Source organism: Noviherbaspirillum aerium, from assembly GCF_008929045.1.
Lineage (GTDB): Bacteria > Pseudomonadota > Gammaproteobacteria > Burkholderiales > Burkholderiaceae_D > Noviherbaspirillum > Noviherbaspirillum aerium.
The window spans coordinates 95312-111027 of record NZ_VFAH01000015.1 but is presented as its reverse complement, the minus strand read 5'-3'; the positions used below and the strand labels follow the sequence as shown (position 1 = coordinate 111027).

The 15716-nt window shown below is 63.7% G+C and carries 11 protein-coding genes; 5 read left to right on the top strand and 6 right to left on the bottom strand.

Annotated features, from left to right (window positions below):
* Positions 1–17 precede the first annotated feature (17 nt).
* The 4 genes from FH061_RS20060 to FH061_RS20045 all read left to right on the top strand — a co-directional run bounded on the left by FH061_RS20060 (position 18) and on the right by FH061_RS20045 (position 5143).
* Positions 18–1817, top strand: coding sequence for an alpha/beta fold hydrolase (locus FH061_RS20060; RefSeq protein ID WP_151637605.1), 1800 nt, complete (start codon positions 18–20; stop codon positions 1815–1817).
* Positions 1810–3351 (top strand): metallophosphoesterase family protein, encoded by a 1542-nt coding sequence (locus tag FH061_RS20055; protein ID WP_151637604.1) that lies wholly within the window; start codon positions 1810–1812, stop codon positions 3349–3351. Before FH061_RS20060 ends, FH061_RS20055 begins: the two co-directional genes overlap by 8 nt.
* A 130-nt stretch (positions 3352–3481) precedes the next feature.
* Positions 3482–4768 carry an EAL and HDOD domain-containing protein gene (locus tag FH061_RS20050; RefSeq protein ID WP_151637603.1) on the top strand — a complete coding sequence of 429 codons (1287 nt, stop codon included), beginning with the start codon at positions 3482–3484 and terminating at the stop codon, positions 4766–4768.
* 141 nt (positions 4769–4909) lie between these two features.
* Positions 4910–5143: a hypothetical protein gene (locus FH061_RS20045; RefSeq protein WP_151637602.1), complete on the top strand. Its 234-nt coding sequence runs from the start codon at positions 4910–4912 to the stop codon at positions 5141–5143.
* A 64-nt stretch (positions 5144–5207) separates the two neighbouring features.
* Here the strand turns inward: FH061_RS20045 and FH061_RS20040 are convergent, their stop codons facing one another.
* The 4 genes from FH061_RS20040 to FH061_RS20025 form a co-directional block, all read right to left on the bottom strand.
* Positions 5208–5792 carry a DNA-3-methyladenine glycosylase gene (locus tag FH061_RS20040; RefSeq protein ID WP_151637601.1) on the bottom strand — a complete coding sequence of 195 codons (585 nt, stop codon included), beginning with the start codon at positions 5790–5792 and terminating at the stop codon, positions 5208–5210.
* 86 nt (positions 5793–5878) lie between these two features.
* Positions 5879–9196 (bottom strand): carboxyl transferase domain-containing protein, encoded by a 3318-nt coding sequence (locus tag FH061_RS20035; RefSeq protein ID WP_151637600.1) that lies wholly within the window; start codon positions 9194–9196, stop codon positions 5879–5881.
* A 27-nt stretch (positions 9197–9223) separates the two neighbouring features.
* Positions 9224–10477: a branched-chain amino acid ABC transporter substrate-binding protein gene (locus FH061_RS20030; protein ID WP_151637599.1), complete on the bottom strand. Its 1254-nt coding sequence runs from the start codon at positions 10475–10477 to the stop codon at positions 9224–9226.
* 96 nt (positions 10478–10573) lie between these two features.
* Positions 10574–11287 (bottom strand): TetR/AcrR family transcriptional regulator, encoded by a 714-nt coding sequence (locus FH061_RS20025; protein WP_151637598.1) that lies wholly within the window; start codon positions 11285–11287, stop codon positions 10574–10576.
* Between the two features lie 220 nt (positions 11288–11507).
* On the opposite strand from FH061_RS20025, the gene FH061_RS20020 reads away from it, so the two are divergent.
* Complete coding sequence (locus FH061_RS20020; RefSeq protein ID WP_151637597.1) at positions 11508–13109, top strand: AMP-binding protein; 1602 nt, start codon at positions 11508–11510, stop codon at positions 13107–13109.
* A gap of 234 nt (positions 13110–13343) precedes the next feature.
* On the opposite strand, the gene FH061_RS20015 is transcribed toward FH061_RS20020, so the two are convergent.
* Together FH061_RS20015 and FH061_RS20010 are read right to left on the bottom strand one after the other, a co-directional pair.
* Positions 13344–14480 carry an acyl-CoA dehydrogenase family protein gene (locus FH061_RS20015; RefSeq protein ID WP_151637596.1) on the bottom strand — a complete coding sequence of 379 codons (1137 nt, stop codon included), beginning with the start codon at positions 14478–14480 and terminating at the stop codon, positions 13344–13346.
* Positions 14481–14489: 9 nt separating this feature from the next.
* Positions 14490–15686: an acyl-CoA dehydrogenase family protein gene (locus tag FH061_RS20010; RefSeq protein WP_151637595.1), complete on the bottom strand. Its 1197-nt coding sequence runs from the start codon at positions 15684–15686 to the stop codon at positions 14490–14492.
* Positions 15687–15716 lie beyond the last annotated feature (30 nt).

The window sequence follows — 15716 nt, the reverse complement described above, 5'->3', positions numbered from 1 at the left end:
ACGAAGGAGCCCATTGCATGTCCGACAAACTGAACGAACTGAGCGGCGTGAGCATCCAGTTCGCCGAAGTCATGAAAGGCTACGTCAGCGCCGAAGCCACCACTTTCGAGGACGGCCATGCCGACGGCGAGCGCGCGGGACATGCGCTGGCCCTGCATGTAACGGTGCGCATCGCCGACCTCGCCGCGTTCCTGGAGCAGGGCGGGCATGCCGGCACGCTGTCGGGCCATATCGACTGCCCGCTGCTGGGCGGTGTCTGCCCGGTGCAGTCCGGCACATTCCGGCTGATGCCGGATACCGCCGATCGCGACCGCAAGGTCATGTACTACCAGGTCTACTGCACCACGCCCCAGGGGGAGGAGTTCACCTTCGTCGGCAACAAGCAAGTGCAGCATGACGCGCCGCTCGACGCCTGGAAGGACACCACGACGCTGTTCGTCAATGTCTATCGCGGACATGCCGATCCCGATACGCCGGCGCAAGAGCGGCTGCTGGCGACCGGCATCATCAGCCTGGGACTGACCGACTTCATGCAGGTCTTGCGCGGACTGCGGGCGACCGATGCACAAGGAGGCTCCAGCGTGGCCGGGCTGCTCGCCTTCGGGCGTTTCTTCGCCGGCAAACTGTGGGATGTCTACGGACCGCATCTGCCGCCGGCGCCCAGCCAGCCGCAGCGCCGCTATGCGAAATTCACCACCGAGGGCGTCACCGGCGCGGCGGTCAGCGTGCATCCGTTTCCGACGGCCGACGGACTGCGGCTCGAACTCACCCGTTTCCGCCGCGCGCCCAGCGACGACGTGGTGCTGGTGGTGCACGGACTCACCAGTTCCTCGGACATGTTCATCATGCCCGAGCACCAGAACCTGGTGCAGACCTTGCTGGACGAGGGCTACGGCGATGTATGGACGCTCGACTATCGCGGCAGCTGCCGTTTTCCCTACAACCTGGCGCGCACCCGCTATACCTTCGATGACATCGCGCTGTTCGACCATCCGGCCGCGCTGCAGGAACTGCGCCGGCACATCGGTCCGCAGCGCCGGGTGCATGTGATCGCCCATTGCGTCGGCGCGCTGACCATGGCGATGAGCCTGTTCGGCAAGACGGTGCAGGGTATTTCCAGCGCCATTCTCAACAGCATCGCCCTCACGCCCAGGGTGCCGGAATGGTCGAAATTCAAGCTCGGCATCGCGCCCTGGGCATCGGACAACCTGCTTGGCATCGAGTATTACAACCCGTCGTGGCGGCGGGAGCCGGGTTTTTCCATGGGCAAGCTGCTGGCATGGGGCGCCGATCTGGTGCACCAGGAATGCGACTCGCCGGAATGCTACATGCTCAGCCTGATGTGGGGCAGCGGCCGGCCGGCGCTGTTCAATCATGCCAACCTGCTGCCGGTCACCCATGGCCGGCTGGGAGACCTGTTCGGCGGCGTGGCGGTTCATTATTACCGGCACGTGCACAAGATGGTGAAAAGCGGCAATCGCGCCGTCAAGTACGATACCGCCAATCCGCGCCATGCGGCGCTGCCCGACGACTATACCGCGCACATCGCGGCGCAGCCGACGCCGATCCTGCTGGTTCAGGGCCAGGACAACCGGGTATTCGCCGATTCCAACATCCGTTGCCACGAGCTGTTCCAGCGGCAGGCTCCCGGGCGCCACAGGCTGCATGTCGTGCCCGGCTACGGCCACCAGGACATCTTCATGGGCCGCAACGCGGCGCAGGATGTGTTCCCGCATCTGCTGGCATTCCTGCGGGAGCACAGCCGTGCGGATGGCGAAGACGAAAGGAACAGTCTTGGAGTGCGCCGCTATGGCTGACACAGGCATGCCGCCGCTGCCCCCCGGCCTGGTGCTCTGGCCGGCGCAGGCCGATCCGTCCAACCGGCTCTGCGTGCTGATCAGCGACATCCATTGCACCGACTGTACGGTGGGCAACCAGACCGCGGCCGAGACCGACTGGCAGCTGTTCTTCGAACAACTGGAATTCGCGGTCCGCAATCCGGGAGACAAGGCGCAGACCCCGGCGTTGCAGCGGATCGATGAACTCATCCTGATTCTCAACGGCGACATCATCGACCTGATCCGCACCAGCAAATGGGCGCAAGCCGGTGTCTATCCCTGGCAGCGCAATGATCCGCGCTTCGAGCAGATCGTACTCGACATCATGAGCGACATCATATGCATCCATGCGCGCAAGCGGCCCGACGACAGCAGCCAGCCATACTCCGGCTTCTTCTACTGGATGCGGCAGAGCATGGACAAGCTGCGCGACAGCGGCGTGAAGGTGACGATCGTCCCGATTGTCGGCAACCACGACAAGGAGCTGCAGGTGGTGCCGTCGGCCAGGCAATTGTTTTATGAGGAATGCCTTGGCCTTACGGCGCTCGATGTTTCCGACGCCTACCGTGCCTGGGTGGGCGCGCAGATGGGCGGCGACCGCGAGGAACGCTATCCGCTGCTGCCGTTTTATCTCGCCGACACCCGGCTGCGGTTGCTGGCCACGCATGGCCAATGGCGCGACGCGGACAATGCGCGTGCGACCGCGAACTGGCGTCCGGGCGACGGCTGGACGCCGAAACAATGGCAACAGGAAGGCTACCGCGCATTCAGTGATCCCTGCTTCGGCGATACCGTCGCGGCCGGCATGCTTTCGCACTTCATCTGGTGCGCCAGCAAGCGCATCGACCCCGCATTGCCGGGCGCGCGCAGGCTATGCAACCTGCTCGACGAAATGGATCTGTACCGGCCATCGGTCGCCGCCGTGGTCAGGCTGCTGTCGGAGTCGAGGCAGATCGCCAGGAAAAATCCGCAGGCCAGGGGGCTGCACGATGCGATGCTGAGCTGCTTCCGGGAAAGCCTGGTGCTGTGGCTTGGCCATCCGGAGACATGGAGCAGCGCCTGGCGCAGCACGCGGCTGGGGCTGCACCTGCTGTCGATATTGACGAAGCTGAAATGGTACTGGCTCGACGTGTCCCTGATGCGGCTGATGGCAAAAGTCCAGGAACCGGAATCCGACATCGCCGACAGGGCGCTGTTCGGGTTGCCGGCCTTCATGGCAGCCTACCGCGAACTCGGACTGCGCCTGCATGTGGAGGGGCATACGCATGTGGCGCTGGAAGCGGACCTGCAATTCCGCCAGCCGGCGCTCGGCCGCAACAATTTCACCTACATCAACCTTGGCGCCTGGCGCGACGCAGTCCTTCGCAAGCGCAACCGCGGCTTCCGCCGCCGCGCAATCGGACGGGCGCTGTTCATTTTCGATCTGGCGCGCATGGAAAAGGACCATCCCGATGCCTACCGTTTCTACACCCGCGACATGATCAGCTGGGGCGACCGGCTCGACAGCTGGTGAAGCCGCCGGCTTCCATGGTCCACCTCGGCACCGGCCCGCAAATCACTGGCGCATCCGGCGCAGGCGGCGTATCGTTGAAGAACTGCAATATCGCGCCGCGAAGCATTCGCGTCTGGCAAGGAGTCGGAAGATGAGCATCAGCGTCACTTTCAGCAGCACCCACAGGATTGCCATGGCGTCGGACTTCTACATGGCCCGCCGGCCGGTAGTGGACCGCAGCCGCAAATTGATCGCGCACGAGTTGCTCTTTCGGCAAGCGGGCGTCCCGAATGCCGCCGCATGCGCCGGATCCGCAGGCGAACTCATGGCCAGCGCTTCCGTGATTGCCGATGTGATCCAGTACGGCATGACGCGCGTGCTGGGCGATCTTCCCGGCATACTCCACATCGACAGCGCTGCCCTGACCAGCGACTTCTTTTCCTTCCTGCCCGCAGACCAGGTAACGCTGGTGCTGACCGATACGCCCCACGCCAGCGCGGCGATGCGCGAGCAGCTCGGGTCGCTGCGGCAGCGCGGCTTCCGCTTTGCCCTCGCGGTCAGCGGCCAGACGCAGGGCATTGCCGAACTGCTCGATCTGGTCGACGGCGTGCGCATCGATATCACCGGGCGCTCGACGGAAGAACTGAGCCGTTTCCGCGCCAGCTTCCGCCTTCATCACAAGACCATGCTGGCCGAACGCGTCGATACTCTCGAGCAGTACGATCTTTGCGCCAACCTCGGTTTCGACGCCTTCCAGGGATATTTTTTCACCGAGGCGCGCATGCAGGATGGCGCAACGCTGTCGCCGACCCAGGCCGCCATCATGGAATTGCTGGACCTCCTGGCGTCGGATGCCGAGGATGCGGCGATCGAGCACCGCATCAAGGCGGATATCGCACTTGGACTGAACCTGCTGCGCCTGGTCAATACGCCGGCCATCAGCATGCATCGGATCGAATCGCTGCGCCAGGCGCTGATGGTGCTGGGACGCAACCAGCTGCAGCGCTGGCTGCAGGTCCTGCTCTATGCGGACCGGGGAACCATGAACGCCGGGGCAGAGGTGCTCGCCCGGCAAGCCACCACGCGCGGCAGGCTGATGGAGCTGCTGGCGCAAAAGACACGGCCGGGCAACAGAAGCCTGGCGGACACGGCTTTCACCATCGGCATCATGTCGCTGATGGATACCCTCTTTTCCATGCCCATGCCCGAACTCCTTGAACAGATTCCGGTGGCCGATGAGGTCAGTGCCGCATTGCTCGGACGGGAAGGATATTTCGGACGCCTGCTCGATACGGCCGAACATACCGAATGGCGCGAGTCCAGCGAGGTGCCGCTCGGCGCATTGCTCGGCGAATTGCAGGTCTCGTGCAAGGACCTCTACCTGATGCAGCTGCTGGCCTTCGAATGGAGCGACCAGGTGACGGCCGGCATGCATTGAGCTGCATTAAGCTGCATTGAGCGGCGCGTCTTGCCGTCGCGAAAATCCAAACCGGTTGAATGCCCGCCGCGATGGCGGAAGCGCCGGCAGAACTATTCCTTTCGCATGTCATCCTAACAATATCGTTTTCAGGAGCAGACCATGCAAGAGACCAGCAAGCCTCGTCCGTCCGGGCCCGTGCCCGACAGGCCGGCACCCGGCAGCCTGGAAGACCTCAACCTTACCGCGCCAGCTACCGCCGACGCGGCAGGTGAGGCGGAAGCGGGCGGGGAGCAGGGACAACCGGAGCAGGACGCCAACAACCGCGACCGCCACGGCCTGGAAAACCAGAGCGTGACCAAGCCCGCGCCCATTGACGTGGAGCGGCGGCAGTAGGGAATGCGGGCACCGAACGGCGGAACACCCGCAGCATGCGGCAATCGGCAGGCGAGTGCACCGCTTATTTCTTCGACACCCAGGGATTGCCCTCGATATAAAAGCGCAGATCGGCGTCCGCCCATTCCTTTGCATAGGCAACGCCGATGCGCGGCCTCGTCGCGATGTTGAAATCCTGCGCCCCTCCGGGGTCGGCGATATAAAAATCGTCGCTCAGCAGATCGTGGCCGTTCAGGCTGCGATCGATGCCCAGCGCGCGGCACAGCAGCCCGGGTCCCTTCGTATTGCCATCGACGTGTTCGACCGGTTCCAGCGCGCGCAGCAGCACCGCCGCTCCGTTGCCCTCGGCTTCGGTCACCACGTTCATGCAGTGATGCATGCCGTAGATCAGGTACACATACGCGCGGCCGGGCGGGCCGTACATGATGGCGGTGCGCGGCGTGATGCCTTTCGATGAATGGGAGGCGAGATCATGCGCGCCGAGATACGCCTCGGTCTCGACGATGCGGCCGCGCATGGGCACGCCATCGCGCACATGCACGAGATGCATGCCGAGCAGGGCGCGCGCCACCTCGACGGTGTCGCCTGCATAAAACTCGCGCGGCAGCTTGCCGGTGCGCTTGCGGTCGGATCGAGAAGTCGGCTTCATGCAGTAATGACCGCGCCGCTTGCGCCGAGTTGTCAGAGCTGAGGTGGCGCAAAGCGCCCCTCGCCGTCCTTACCAGGTATCCGTCCTTACCATGTATCAATAAAGGACCGCTTCTTGCCGCTCCTCGCCGAAGCGGGCGGACAGGACCGCAAGCCGCGCAGCAGCCAGCGCCGCGATTCCTCGGGATCGATGACATCATCGATTTCCAGGAAGGAAGCCATGTTGATGGCCTTGCCCTGTTCATAGGATTGCGCCACCATCCTGTCGAACATGGCCTGGCGCTCGTCGAGGTCGGCGACCGCTTCGAGTTCCTTCCGGTAGCCGAGACGCACCGCGCCTTCCAGCCCCATCGCGCCGAACTCGCCGCTCGGCCAGGCAATGGTGAAGAAGGGCGCATGGAAGCTGCCGCCGGCCATGGCCTGGGCACCGAGGCCGTAGCCCTTGCGCAGCACGATGGTGAAGAAGGGCACGTCGATACTGCCGGCGGTGACGAACATGCGCGATACATGCCGCACCATCGCCGTGCTTTCCGCCTCCGGCCCTACCATGAAGCCCGGCGTGTCGCAAAGCGAGACGATGGGCAGGTCGAAGGCGTCGCACAGCTGCATGAAGCGCGCCGCCTTGTCCGCCGCATCGGCATCGATCGCGCCGCCGAGATGCATGGAATTGTTGGCGATCAGGCCGAACGGGCGGCCTTCGATGCGCACCAGCGCGGTGATGATGCCTACGCCGAACCGGCGGCGCAGTTCCAGCACGGAATCCTTGTCGGCCAGCGTCTCGATCACCTTGCGGATGTCGTAGGAACGCAGGCGGTTCTCGGGGATCAGCCTGCGCAGTTCGCGCTGGTCGGCGCATTCCCATTCACTGACCGCGCCCTGGAAGTAGGACAGATACTGCTTCGCCGCGCGCACCGCCTCTTCCTCATCCCTGACCATGATATCGATAACGCCGTTGGGCGCCTGCATGCTGACCGGGCCGACCTCTTCCGGCTGGAACACGCCGAGGCCGCCGCCTTCGATCATCGCCGGCCCGCCCATGCCGATGGTGGCGTTTTCGGTGGCAATGATCACATCGCAGCAGCCGAGGAAGGCGGCATTGCCGGCAAAGCAGCGGCCGGACACGATGCCCACGCGCGGGACGAGCCCGCTGAGGCGGGCGAAATTGATGAAAGACATCACATCGAGCCCCGCCACCAGCACCGCATCGGTATCGCCCGGACGGCCGCCGCCGCCTTCCGCGAACAGCACCACCGGCAGCTTCCATTCCTGCGCGAGCTGGAACATGCGGTCGGTCTTCTTGTGGTTCATCATGCCCTGCGTGCCGGCGAACACGGTGTAGTCATAGGACATCACCATGCAGCGCGATTTGTCGTCGCCGAACCGGGCGCCGTTGATGCTGCCAATGCCGGCCACCAGCCCGTCGGCCGGGCTGATGCGGATCAGTTCTTCGATGGAGCGCCGGCGCCGCTGCGCCGCCAAAGCCAGTGCGCCATATTCGATGAAGCTGCCGGCATCGCACAAGTCGTCGATGTTTTCGCGCGCGGTCCGCTGGCCCGTCTTGCGCCGCCTGGCGACGGCATCGGGGCGCTGCGCATCGAGTCCGATGGCATGCCGCATCCGCACTTCCTCTAGGTCGGGGCGCAGCCGGTCGAGGTCGGCTTCATCCTCGCCGGCATGATGCGCGGCGTCGACCTCCGCCGGCTCCAGGTAGAGCAGCGCCTGGCCATGCCCGAGCACATCGCCCTTCGCCGCCACGATCTTGCGGACGATGCCGCTGGTCTCGGCCTTGACGATATGTTCCATCTTCATGGCTTCCAGCACCGCGATCTGCTGGCCGGCATGCACCTGGGCGCCTTCGGCGACATCGATGCCGACCACCGAACCCTGCATCGGCGCAGCGGCCGCCACCGTGCCCGGCGGCGCGTCCGATTCGCCATGCGTGCGCCCCGCGGCACCAGAACGGCCTGCCGTCGTCCGCGTCGTCACGTACAGCGCACGGTGCGCGTTTCCCGCCGACAGCAGTTGCCGCATATTCGCCTCGACAAAACGGGTATCCACCCGATTGGCGATCACATCCGGATGTCTGAGCAGGCTTTGCAGGAAGGAGATATTCGTGTCCACGCCCTCGATACGGAATTCGCACAGGGCGCGATAGGCCTTCGCCATCGCCTCGGCGAAACCGCCGGACGGCAGGTGCGTGATCTGCTTGGCGAGCAGGGAATCGAAGTTCGGGCTGGTCGCATAGCCGGCGTAGCCGAAACTGTCCACGCGGATGCCCGGACCGGACGGCGGCTCGAACACTTCCAGCGTGCCGCCGCCCGGGAGGGCGCCGCCGTCCGGCGTCATGCTTTCCATGTTGATGCGCAGCTGGATCGCATGGCCGCGAGGGGACGGTATGCTTTCCTGAAGAAGGTCGAGTTCGCGCAGCGACTGTCCGCCGGCAATGCGCAGCTGGGCCTTGACCAGATCGATTCCGGTCACTTCCTCGGTCACGGTATGCTCCACCTGCAGGCGCGGGTTCGCTTCCATGAAGGTGAAGGCGGCATCGTCGCCGGAGCCGTCGGCATCGAGCAGGAATTCGAAGGTGCCGAGCCCCCGGTAGCGGACCGACGCCGCCATGCGCAATGCGGCATCGGTGATGCGCTTGCGAAGCAGCGGCGTCAGCGATGGGCTCGGCGCAATCTCGACCAGTTTCTGGTTGCGCCGCTGCAGGGTGCATTCACGCTCCCACAGGTGGCTGACCGCGCCGCTGCCGTCGCCGATCACCTGGACCTCGATATGGCGCGCGCGCCGCACCAGCGCTTCCGCATACAACTCGCCGTTGCCGAAAGCGGCCAGCGCTTCCGAACGGGAGCGGGCATAGGCTTCCTCGATGCCGGCGATGTCATCCACTGCGCGCATGCCGCGACCGCCGCCGCCGGCGAGGGCCTTGATCATGATCGCCGCTTGCGGTCCGAGGGCGGACATGAAATCCCGGACCTGTTCCACGCTGGCGCCGCCCGGCGTGCCGGCGACCACCGGCACCTGCTGCTGCACGGCGAGGCCGCGGGCACGCGCCTTGTCGCCGAACAGTTCCAGCACTTCCGGCTGCGGGCCGACGAAATGCAGGCCCGCTTCCGCGCAGCGGCGCGCGAAAGCGGCGTTTTCGCTGAGGAATCCATAGCCGGGATGGACCGCATCGCAGCCGGCTTTGCGGGCCGCTGCCACGATCTGTTCGATGTCGAGGTAGGCAGGAGCGCCCCTGCCTTGAAGGGCGCGCGCCTCGTCGGTCTTGCGCACGTGCAGCGAGGCGGCATCGTCCTCGGAATAGACGGCTACGGTGCGGATGCCGAGTTCCGCCGCCGCGCGGGCGATGCGGATGGCGATTTCACCGCGATTGGCGATGAGCAGGGTATGTACTGTCATTGTGATGATGTTCTTGTATGAAGCGGATCATGCGCCCGCGGGACGGCGCATCTTGCATTCGGTTGGCAGCGCAAGGTCCTTCCCTTCGACCGTCGTTTCGGTACGGAAGCCGTAGCTGGTTCCTTCGACGCCGGACTTCACCGTCTTGTTGTCGACCGGCGCTACCGTCGAGACGATCTGCGGCAGCAGAAGCTGGTGGTCTTCCTTGCGCATGGTGACGTCGCCGATGATGGACGCATACGTCATTCCTTCCAGCGCAAGTGCGATCTTCAACGGCGAGCTCGAGTTGGCCTTGTTGATCGCGGCGGCCACCATGCGCGGCGTCATGTCCATGCGCGGCGCGAGGAAGGGCTTGTTGAAACGCTGCTTGTAAGCCGATGCCACCGGCGTCACGTTGGGGCTCTCGATGTTCTGGTGCCATTCTCCAACCCAGGTCAGCTGCCCGAGCTTGGCCTGCGATACGGCGAACACCGCGCCCGGCAGGGCGCCCGCACTGTGATTGATGTAGCGCAGGTTCATGCCGGAATCGGCGGCCGACTTGAGCAGCAGGTTGAGATCGCTGCCCCAATTGCCGGAGATGACTGTATCTGCCCCGCTGGCCTTGATCTTGGCTACATACGGCGAGAAGTCCTTCACCTTGCCGATCGCATGAAAATCCTCTCCGACGAACTGCACGTCGCTGCGGGCGGAACTCAGCATTTCCTTGCCGAGCTTGGCCCAGACCCGGCCATGCGCATAATCCTGGTTCAGCAGGTAGACCTTCTTGATATCCTGCTTTTCCTTCATGAAGCCAGTCAGCGCCTTCATCTTCATCGCGGTGTTGGCTTCGGTGGTGAAGTGCCAGAAGCTGCAGTTCTTGCCGGTGAGGTCGGGGTCGATCGAGGAATGATTCACGATCAGGATCGCCTTGTCCGGATTGCGCTCATTGTGCTTGTTGGCAGCCTCGACCATCGCGCTCACCGCGGACGAACCCGACCCGCCGGTAAACACCACCTTCGCGCCGGCATCGATCGCCGCCTGGAGCGCCGTCAGGCTTTCCTGTGCCGACAGCTTGTTGTCCAGCGTCATGAGTTCCAGCTTGCTGCCGTTGAGCACGCCGCCCTTGGCATTGATGTCATCGATGGCGAAGCGGATGTGCGACAGCATGATCTCGCCGACATCGGCGAAGGGACCGCTCAAGGGATCGATGAACGCCAGCTTGATGCTTTCCTGCGCCGCAGCTTGTGATGCGCCGAGGATGCCGAATGCCGCGACGGCAATGCTTGCCACTACCTGTTTCATGACTGTCTCCTTGTCGATGGGTCGGTGCTTGTGCCTGGTGTGTCTAGTGTGACTGGTGTGCCAGGCGCCTTTGCTTTTTGCTGGTGCTCGTTGTTCTTATTCCGGTGCCTTGCGTTTCCTTGCCGTCTTGCGTGCCCTGGCGGGAGCCGCCTGCCCGCGCACGCCTGCGATCTTGAGCAGGATGCGCGTCATTTCCTCCACCATTTCGTCAGGGGAGAGGCGCCCGTCAGGGTTGTACCAGGTGTACATGAAGCCGGCGATGCTGCCGATGGACAGCGCCGTCAGCTTGGCGTCGTCGAAATCGAGATCACCGTCGGCGCGCGCCTGCTCAAGCAATGCGCAGAGTTCGCGGTAGAAGCGCCGCGCCATCGTGCGCAGCTTTTTCAGGAACACGGGCTGCAGTGCGCCGCCTTCGCGGTAGGCGAAGGTGCCGGACTTGAAGTAGGTAATGTTTGCGGTGGCGAAGCGATGAAGGCCTTCCTGCAGCCGCACGATTGCCGGCCGGACGTCGACGCTATCGAAGTGCATCGCCGTCAGGCAGGCATGAGATGCGCGCCAGCATAGCGTTTCGAAAATATCGTCCTTGCTCTTGAAATAGTAGTAAAGGAAAGGCTTGGTAACGCCGAGTTCCTGCACGATGTCGGAGATGGTCGTGACCGTGAAGCCGCGGCGGTAGAAAAGATCTTCCGCGATGCGCAGGATGTGCTCGCGCTTCTGGTCGTGCACGTTTTCCGCGATGGCATTGCGTACCTGCTTGCGTGCGGACGCCTGCGACGGAACAGGGCGCCTTGCGCCTGCGGCATTTTTCATTGTCGTGGTTCCGGTTCGTACTTCCATGCGCATGCTCGGCAGGTCGTGATAAGCAAGAATATACCAATGGGTATAAAGTTTATACCGTCCGGTAGGTACTTTGCGCAAGCCTGTGTCGGATTGATGCAGATCAAAACGTTGCCGATGGTGTGACGACATGCTTCCAACGTCAGAATGCGCCGTCATGCCTATCAAGAACGGCAGGAGAGGAGACAAACCGATGAACGCGATTGCCTATTTGCAGGAAGAAAAGCCGCTGCATGAATATCTGCGCCAGCATGCGCGCACGCAGCCCGACAAGCCGGCCTATGTCTGGTATGGCCAGGCGTTGAGCTATCGGCAGATCGATGACATGAGCGACCGCTTCGCCGCCAGGTTGGACAGCCTCGGAGTGAAAAAGGGCGACCGTGTGGTGCTGTTCCTGAACAATTGCCCGCAATACGCGATCGCGCATTTCGGCATCCAGAAACTGGGCGCGATCGTCAGTCCCTGCAGCCCGCTGTTCAAGAAACATGAGCTTGAATACCAGGTATCGGATGTCGGTGCGGAAGTGATTGTCGCTGCCGACAATCTGTATCCCATAGTCCGCGAGGTCATGGACAGGACGCCGCTCAAGCATGTATTCCTGACATCCTACGGCGACCTGCTGCCGCAGGAGCCCACCGTCGATGTGCCGCCGGAACTTCGCGCCCCGAAAATTCCAGCCGCGAACACGATGGACCTGCTGGAGTCACTCGCAGGCATGCCGACGCCACCGTGCCCGGAACTGGACATGGAGGACGTGGTGCTGATGACCTATACCTCCGGCACCACAGGCATGCCGAAGGGCGCGATGCTCACCTACCGCAATGCGCTCTTCAAGACCGCCTGCGCCACCTTTGCCGCCGGCGTCGACAAGGACACCGTCACATTGGCGATTGCGCCGCTGTACCATATTGCCGGCATGCTGATGGGTCTGAATGTCACCATCTACAGCGGGGCCACGGCCATCCTGATGCACCGCTTCGATCCGCGTTCGGTGCTGCAGGCGATTGACCGCTACAAGGTCAGCCACTGGTACAGCATCGCCCCGATGAACGTCGCAGTGATGCAGCTGCCCGATGCGGGGAATTACGACCTGCGCTCGCTCAAGGTCAATCCCTGCACCAGTTTCGGCATTACGCTGACGCAGCCGCTGGCCGAACAGTGGCGCGATTTCACCGGCGGCTGCCAAACCTTCGAGGCCGCCTATGGATTGTCGGAGACGCATACCTGCGACACCTATACGCCGCGCGATGCGGTCAAGTGGGGTACGCAGGGACGGCTGATGCCGGGCGTCGAATGCCGCATCGTCGACCAGCAGAGCGGAGCAGCGTTGCCCGCGGGGCAGATGGGAGAGATCACGCTGCGCAGCGCCGGCAACTTCAAGGGCTACTGGAACAAGCCGGAAGCCACCGCCGCAACCCTGCGCGAAGGTTGGGTGCATACCGGCGACATGGGCAAGCTCGACGAGGACGGCTATCTGACGTTCAGCGGCCGCTTCAAGGAAATGATCAAGGTATCGGGCTACAGCGTGTTCCCCGAGGAAGTGGAAACCATCCTGATCAAGCATCCGGCCGTGCGGCAGGCTGCCGTCATCGGCATTCCCGATCCCAGCAAGGGCGAGGTCATCAAAGCGGTGATCGTGCTCAAGCCCGAGGCGGCCGGCACGTCGGCGGAGGAAATCATCCAGTGGAGCAGGGACCAGATGTCGCCTTACAAGGTGCCGAAGATGATTGAATTCCGGTCGGAGCTTCCGGCTACCGGAACAGGGAAGGTGCTGCGGAGGTTGTTGAAGGAGTAGGAGGTTTTTGGAAGGGAATGGAAGAGCTTGCGTGGGGCATCCTTCGTTTCAACCAATCCGATAGCTGGCGCCGGATATAGAACATTCCTCCCCTTTCAGGGGGAGGTCGGGAAGTCGTGAAGGATAGAGGGTTTCGCAATGGACGCGTTGCGCTCGCGGACTTGGAGCCGCCCATGAGCGGCGAGGCGAGCGGAGCGGAAGTCTCGCGCCGCCCCCCTTACCTCGGACGTCCGCTCAAGCCAGCTGCGCTGCGTACTGCTCCAGATGCTGATCGCTGCTGCCGAATTGCAGCTCGATCGCCATCAGCCGCTTGAAGTAATGGCTGACGTCAAGCTCATCGGTCACTCCCATTCCCCCGTGCAGCTGCACCGCCTGCTGGCCGACATAGCGGCATGCCTGGCCAACGACGACCTTGGCCGCCGACATCGCGCGCTGACGTGCCTGCGGATCAGGATCGGTGCAGCGCACCGCGGCCAGATAGCTCATCGAACGCGCCTGCTCGATATGCAGCACCATGTCCGCCATCCGATGCTGCAGGGCCTGGAACTTGGCGATCGGCTGGCCGAACTGCTTGCGGTTGCGGGTGTATTCGACGGTGGCGGCAAGCAGCTTGTCGAGCGCGCCGACCGCTTCGGCGCAGACCGCGGCCAGGGCGAAGTCCAGCACGTCGCCAAGCCTGGCTTCGGCATCCTCGGCGCCGTTCAGGCGGGCATCGGCCGGCACGAACACCTGGTTGAGCCAGAGCTCGCAGGCCGGAACGCCGTCGACGGTGCGGTAGGCCAGCTTGCGCAGTCCCGGTGCGTCGGACTGCACGCGGAATACCGCCAGCGGGCCTTCTTCGCCGGCCCTGCCGATGCGCGCCGTGACCAATACCGTGTCGGCGGAGGCGCCGTGCGCGACCACGCTCTTGTGGCCCGTGACCAGGTAGCCGTTGCCGACCGGCCAGGCACGGGTCTGGATGTCCATGCGGTCGAAACGGGTCTGCGGTTCTTCATGCGCGAGCACCGCGATCTTTTCCCCGGCCGCCAGTGCCGGCAGCAGTTCGGCGCGCTGCGCTTCGCTGCCCAGCGCGGACAGGGTGCGGGTGGCCATCACGGCGCTGGCCAGGTAGGGCTCCAGCAGCAGGCCCTCGCCAACGGCATTCATTACCAGCATGTTGTCGATGGCACTGCCGTTGAGACCGCCTTCTTCCTCCGGTACGTTGAGAGCCAGCAGGCCGATGTCGGCCAGGCTCTGCCAGACTTCGCGGCTGAAGCCCTCCGGCGATTTTTCCTTGATCTGCCTGCGCGCTTCAAAGCCATAATCCTTGGCGATGAAGCGGCGGGTGGTGTCCTGCAGCATCTGCTGTTCTTCGGTAAAGGTAAAGTCCATTGGGTGCTCCTACAGGCCAAGGATCATCTGCGAGATGATGTTCTTCTGGATTTCGTTCGAGCCGCCGTAGATCGACAGCTTGCGCATGTTCAGGTAATTGGCGGCCAGCGGCGTCGCATAGAACGGCCCCACCGCATCGCCCTGGTAACCGGCGGCCATGGCGTCGCGGCGCAGCGGCAGCGCATAGGTGCCCACCGCCTGCACCAGCAGTTCCGTGATGGCCTGCTGGATCTCGGTGCCCTTGATCTTCAGGATCGAGGCTTCGGGTCCCGGCGCCCGGTGCGCGGCTTCCGCCGACAGCACGCGCAGGTTGGTGATCTCCAGCGCGGTCAGGTCGATTTCGACCTGGGCGATGCGCGAGGCGAACATCGGGTCCTTGATCAGCGGCTTGCCGTTCTTGGTTTCCAGCGTGGCGATGCGCTTGAGGCGCGCGATCTCGCGCTTGGCGATGCCGATGCCGGCAATGTTGGTGCGCTCGTGGCCGAGCAGGAATTTCGCATAGGTCCAGCCGGCGTTCTCTTCGCCGACGCGGTTTTCCACCGGCACGCGCACGTTCTCGAACCAGACTTCATTGACTTCATGGGCGCCGTCCATCGTGATGATCGGGCGCACGGTGATGCCGGGCGTCTTCATGTCGATCAGCAGGAAGGAGATGCCGCGCTGCGGCTTGACTTCGGCATCGGTGCGCACCAGGCAGAAAATCCAGTCCGCATACTGGCCCTGCGTGGTCCAGGTTTTCTGGCCGTTGACGACGTAATGGTCGCCTTCAAGCACGGCGCGCGTCTTGACCGAGGCCAGGTCGGAGCCGGAGCCCGGCTCCGAATAGCCCTGGCACCACCATTCGTCGGCGGCCAGGATCTTCGGCAGGAAGCGTTCCTGCTGCGCCGGCGAGCCGTATTGCATGATGACGGGAGCGACCATCTTCAGGCCGAAGGGCACCATGCGCGGCGCGCCGGCGGCGGCGCATTCCTCCTCGAAGATGTATTGCTGTCCGGCGCTCCAGCCGGTGCCGCCGAACTCCTTGCGCCAGCCGGAGCCGCCCCAGCCCTTGGCATGCAGGATCTTCTGCCAGCGGATGTAGTCTTCGCTGTGCAGGACCAGGCCGTTGAGCACCTTGTGCTGAATATCCGCCGGCAGGGAGCTGGCGACGAACTCGCGCACTTCCTGGCGGAACGCAAGTTCTTCGGGAGAGAAATTAAGGTCCATGTGTGCCTCTGGTGTTTTTGTTTAGCCTTG

What these genes read in the sequence shown, in the direction of transcription:
- FH061_RS20060 (WP_151637605.1), top strand. Translation starts at nt 18, where the DNA reads ATGTCCGACAAACTGAACGAACTGAGCGGCGTGAGCATCCAGTTCGCC.
- FH061_RS20055 (WP_151637604.1), top strand. Translation starts at nt 1,810, where the DNA reads ATGGCTGACACAGGCATGCCGCCGCTGCCCCCCGGCCTGGTGCTCTGG.
- FH061_RS20050 (WP_151637603.1), top strand. Translation starts at nt 3,482, where the DNA reads ATGAGCATCAGCGTCACTTTCAGCAGCACCCACAGGATTGCCATGGCG.
- FH061_RS20045 (WP_151637602.1), top strand. Translation starts at nt 4,910, where the DNA reads ATGCAAGAGACCAGCAAGCCTCGTCCGTCCGGGCCCGTGCCCGACAGG.
- FH061_RS20040 (WP_151637601.1), bottom strand. Translation starts at nt 5,792, where the DNA reads ATGAAGCCGACTTCTCGATCCGACCGCAAGCGCACCGGCAAGCTGCCG.
- FH061_RS20035 (WP_151637600.1), bottom strand. Translation starts at nt 9,196, where the DNA reads ATGACAGTACATACCCTGCTCATCGCCAATCGCGGTGAAATCGCCATC.
- FH061_RS20030 (WP_151637599.1), bottom strand. Translation starts at nt 10,477, where the DNA reads ATGAAACAGGTAGTGGCAAGCATTGCCGTCGCGGCATTCGGCATCCTC.
- FH061_RS20025 (WP_151637598.1), bottom strand. Translation starts at nt 11,287, where the DNA reads ATGAAAAATGCCGCAGGCGCAAGGCGCCCTGTTCCGTCGCAGGCGTCC.
- FH061_RS20020 (WP_151637597.1), top strand. Translation starts at nt 11,508, where the DNA reads ATGAACGCGATTGCCTATTTGCAGGAAGAAAAGCCGCTGCATGAATAT.
- FH061_RS20015 (WP_151637596.1), bottom strand. Translation starts at nt 14,480, where the DNA reads ATGGACTTTACCTTTACCGAAGAACAGCAGATGCTGCAGGACACCACC.
- FH061_RS20010 (WP_151637595.1), bottom strand. Translation starts at nt 15,686, where the DNA reads ATGGACCTTAATTTCTCTCCCGAAGAACTTGCGTTCCGCCAGGAAGTG.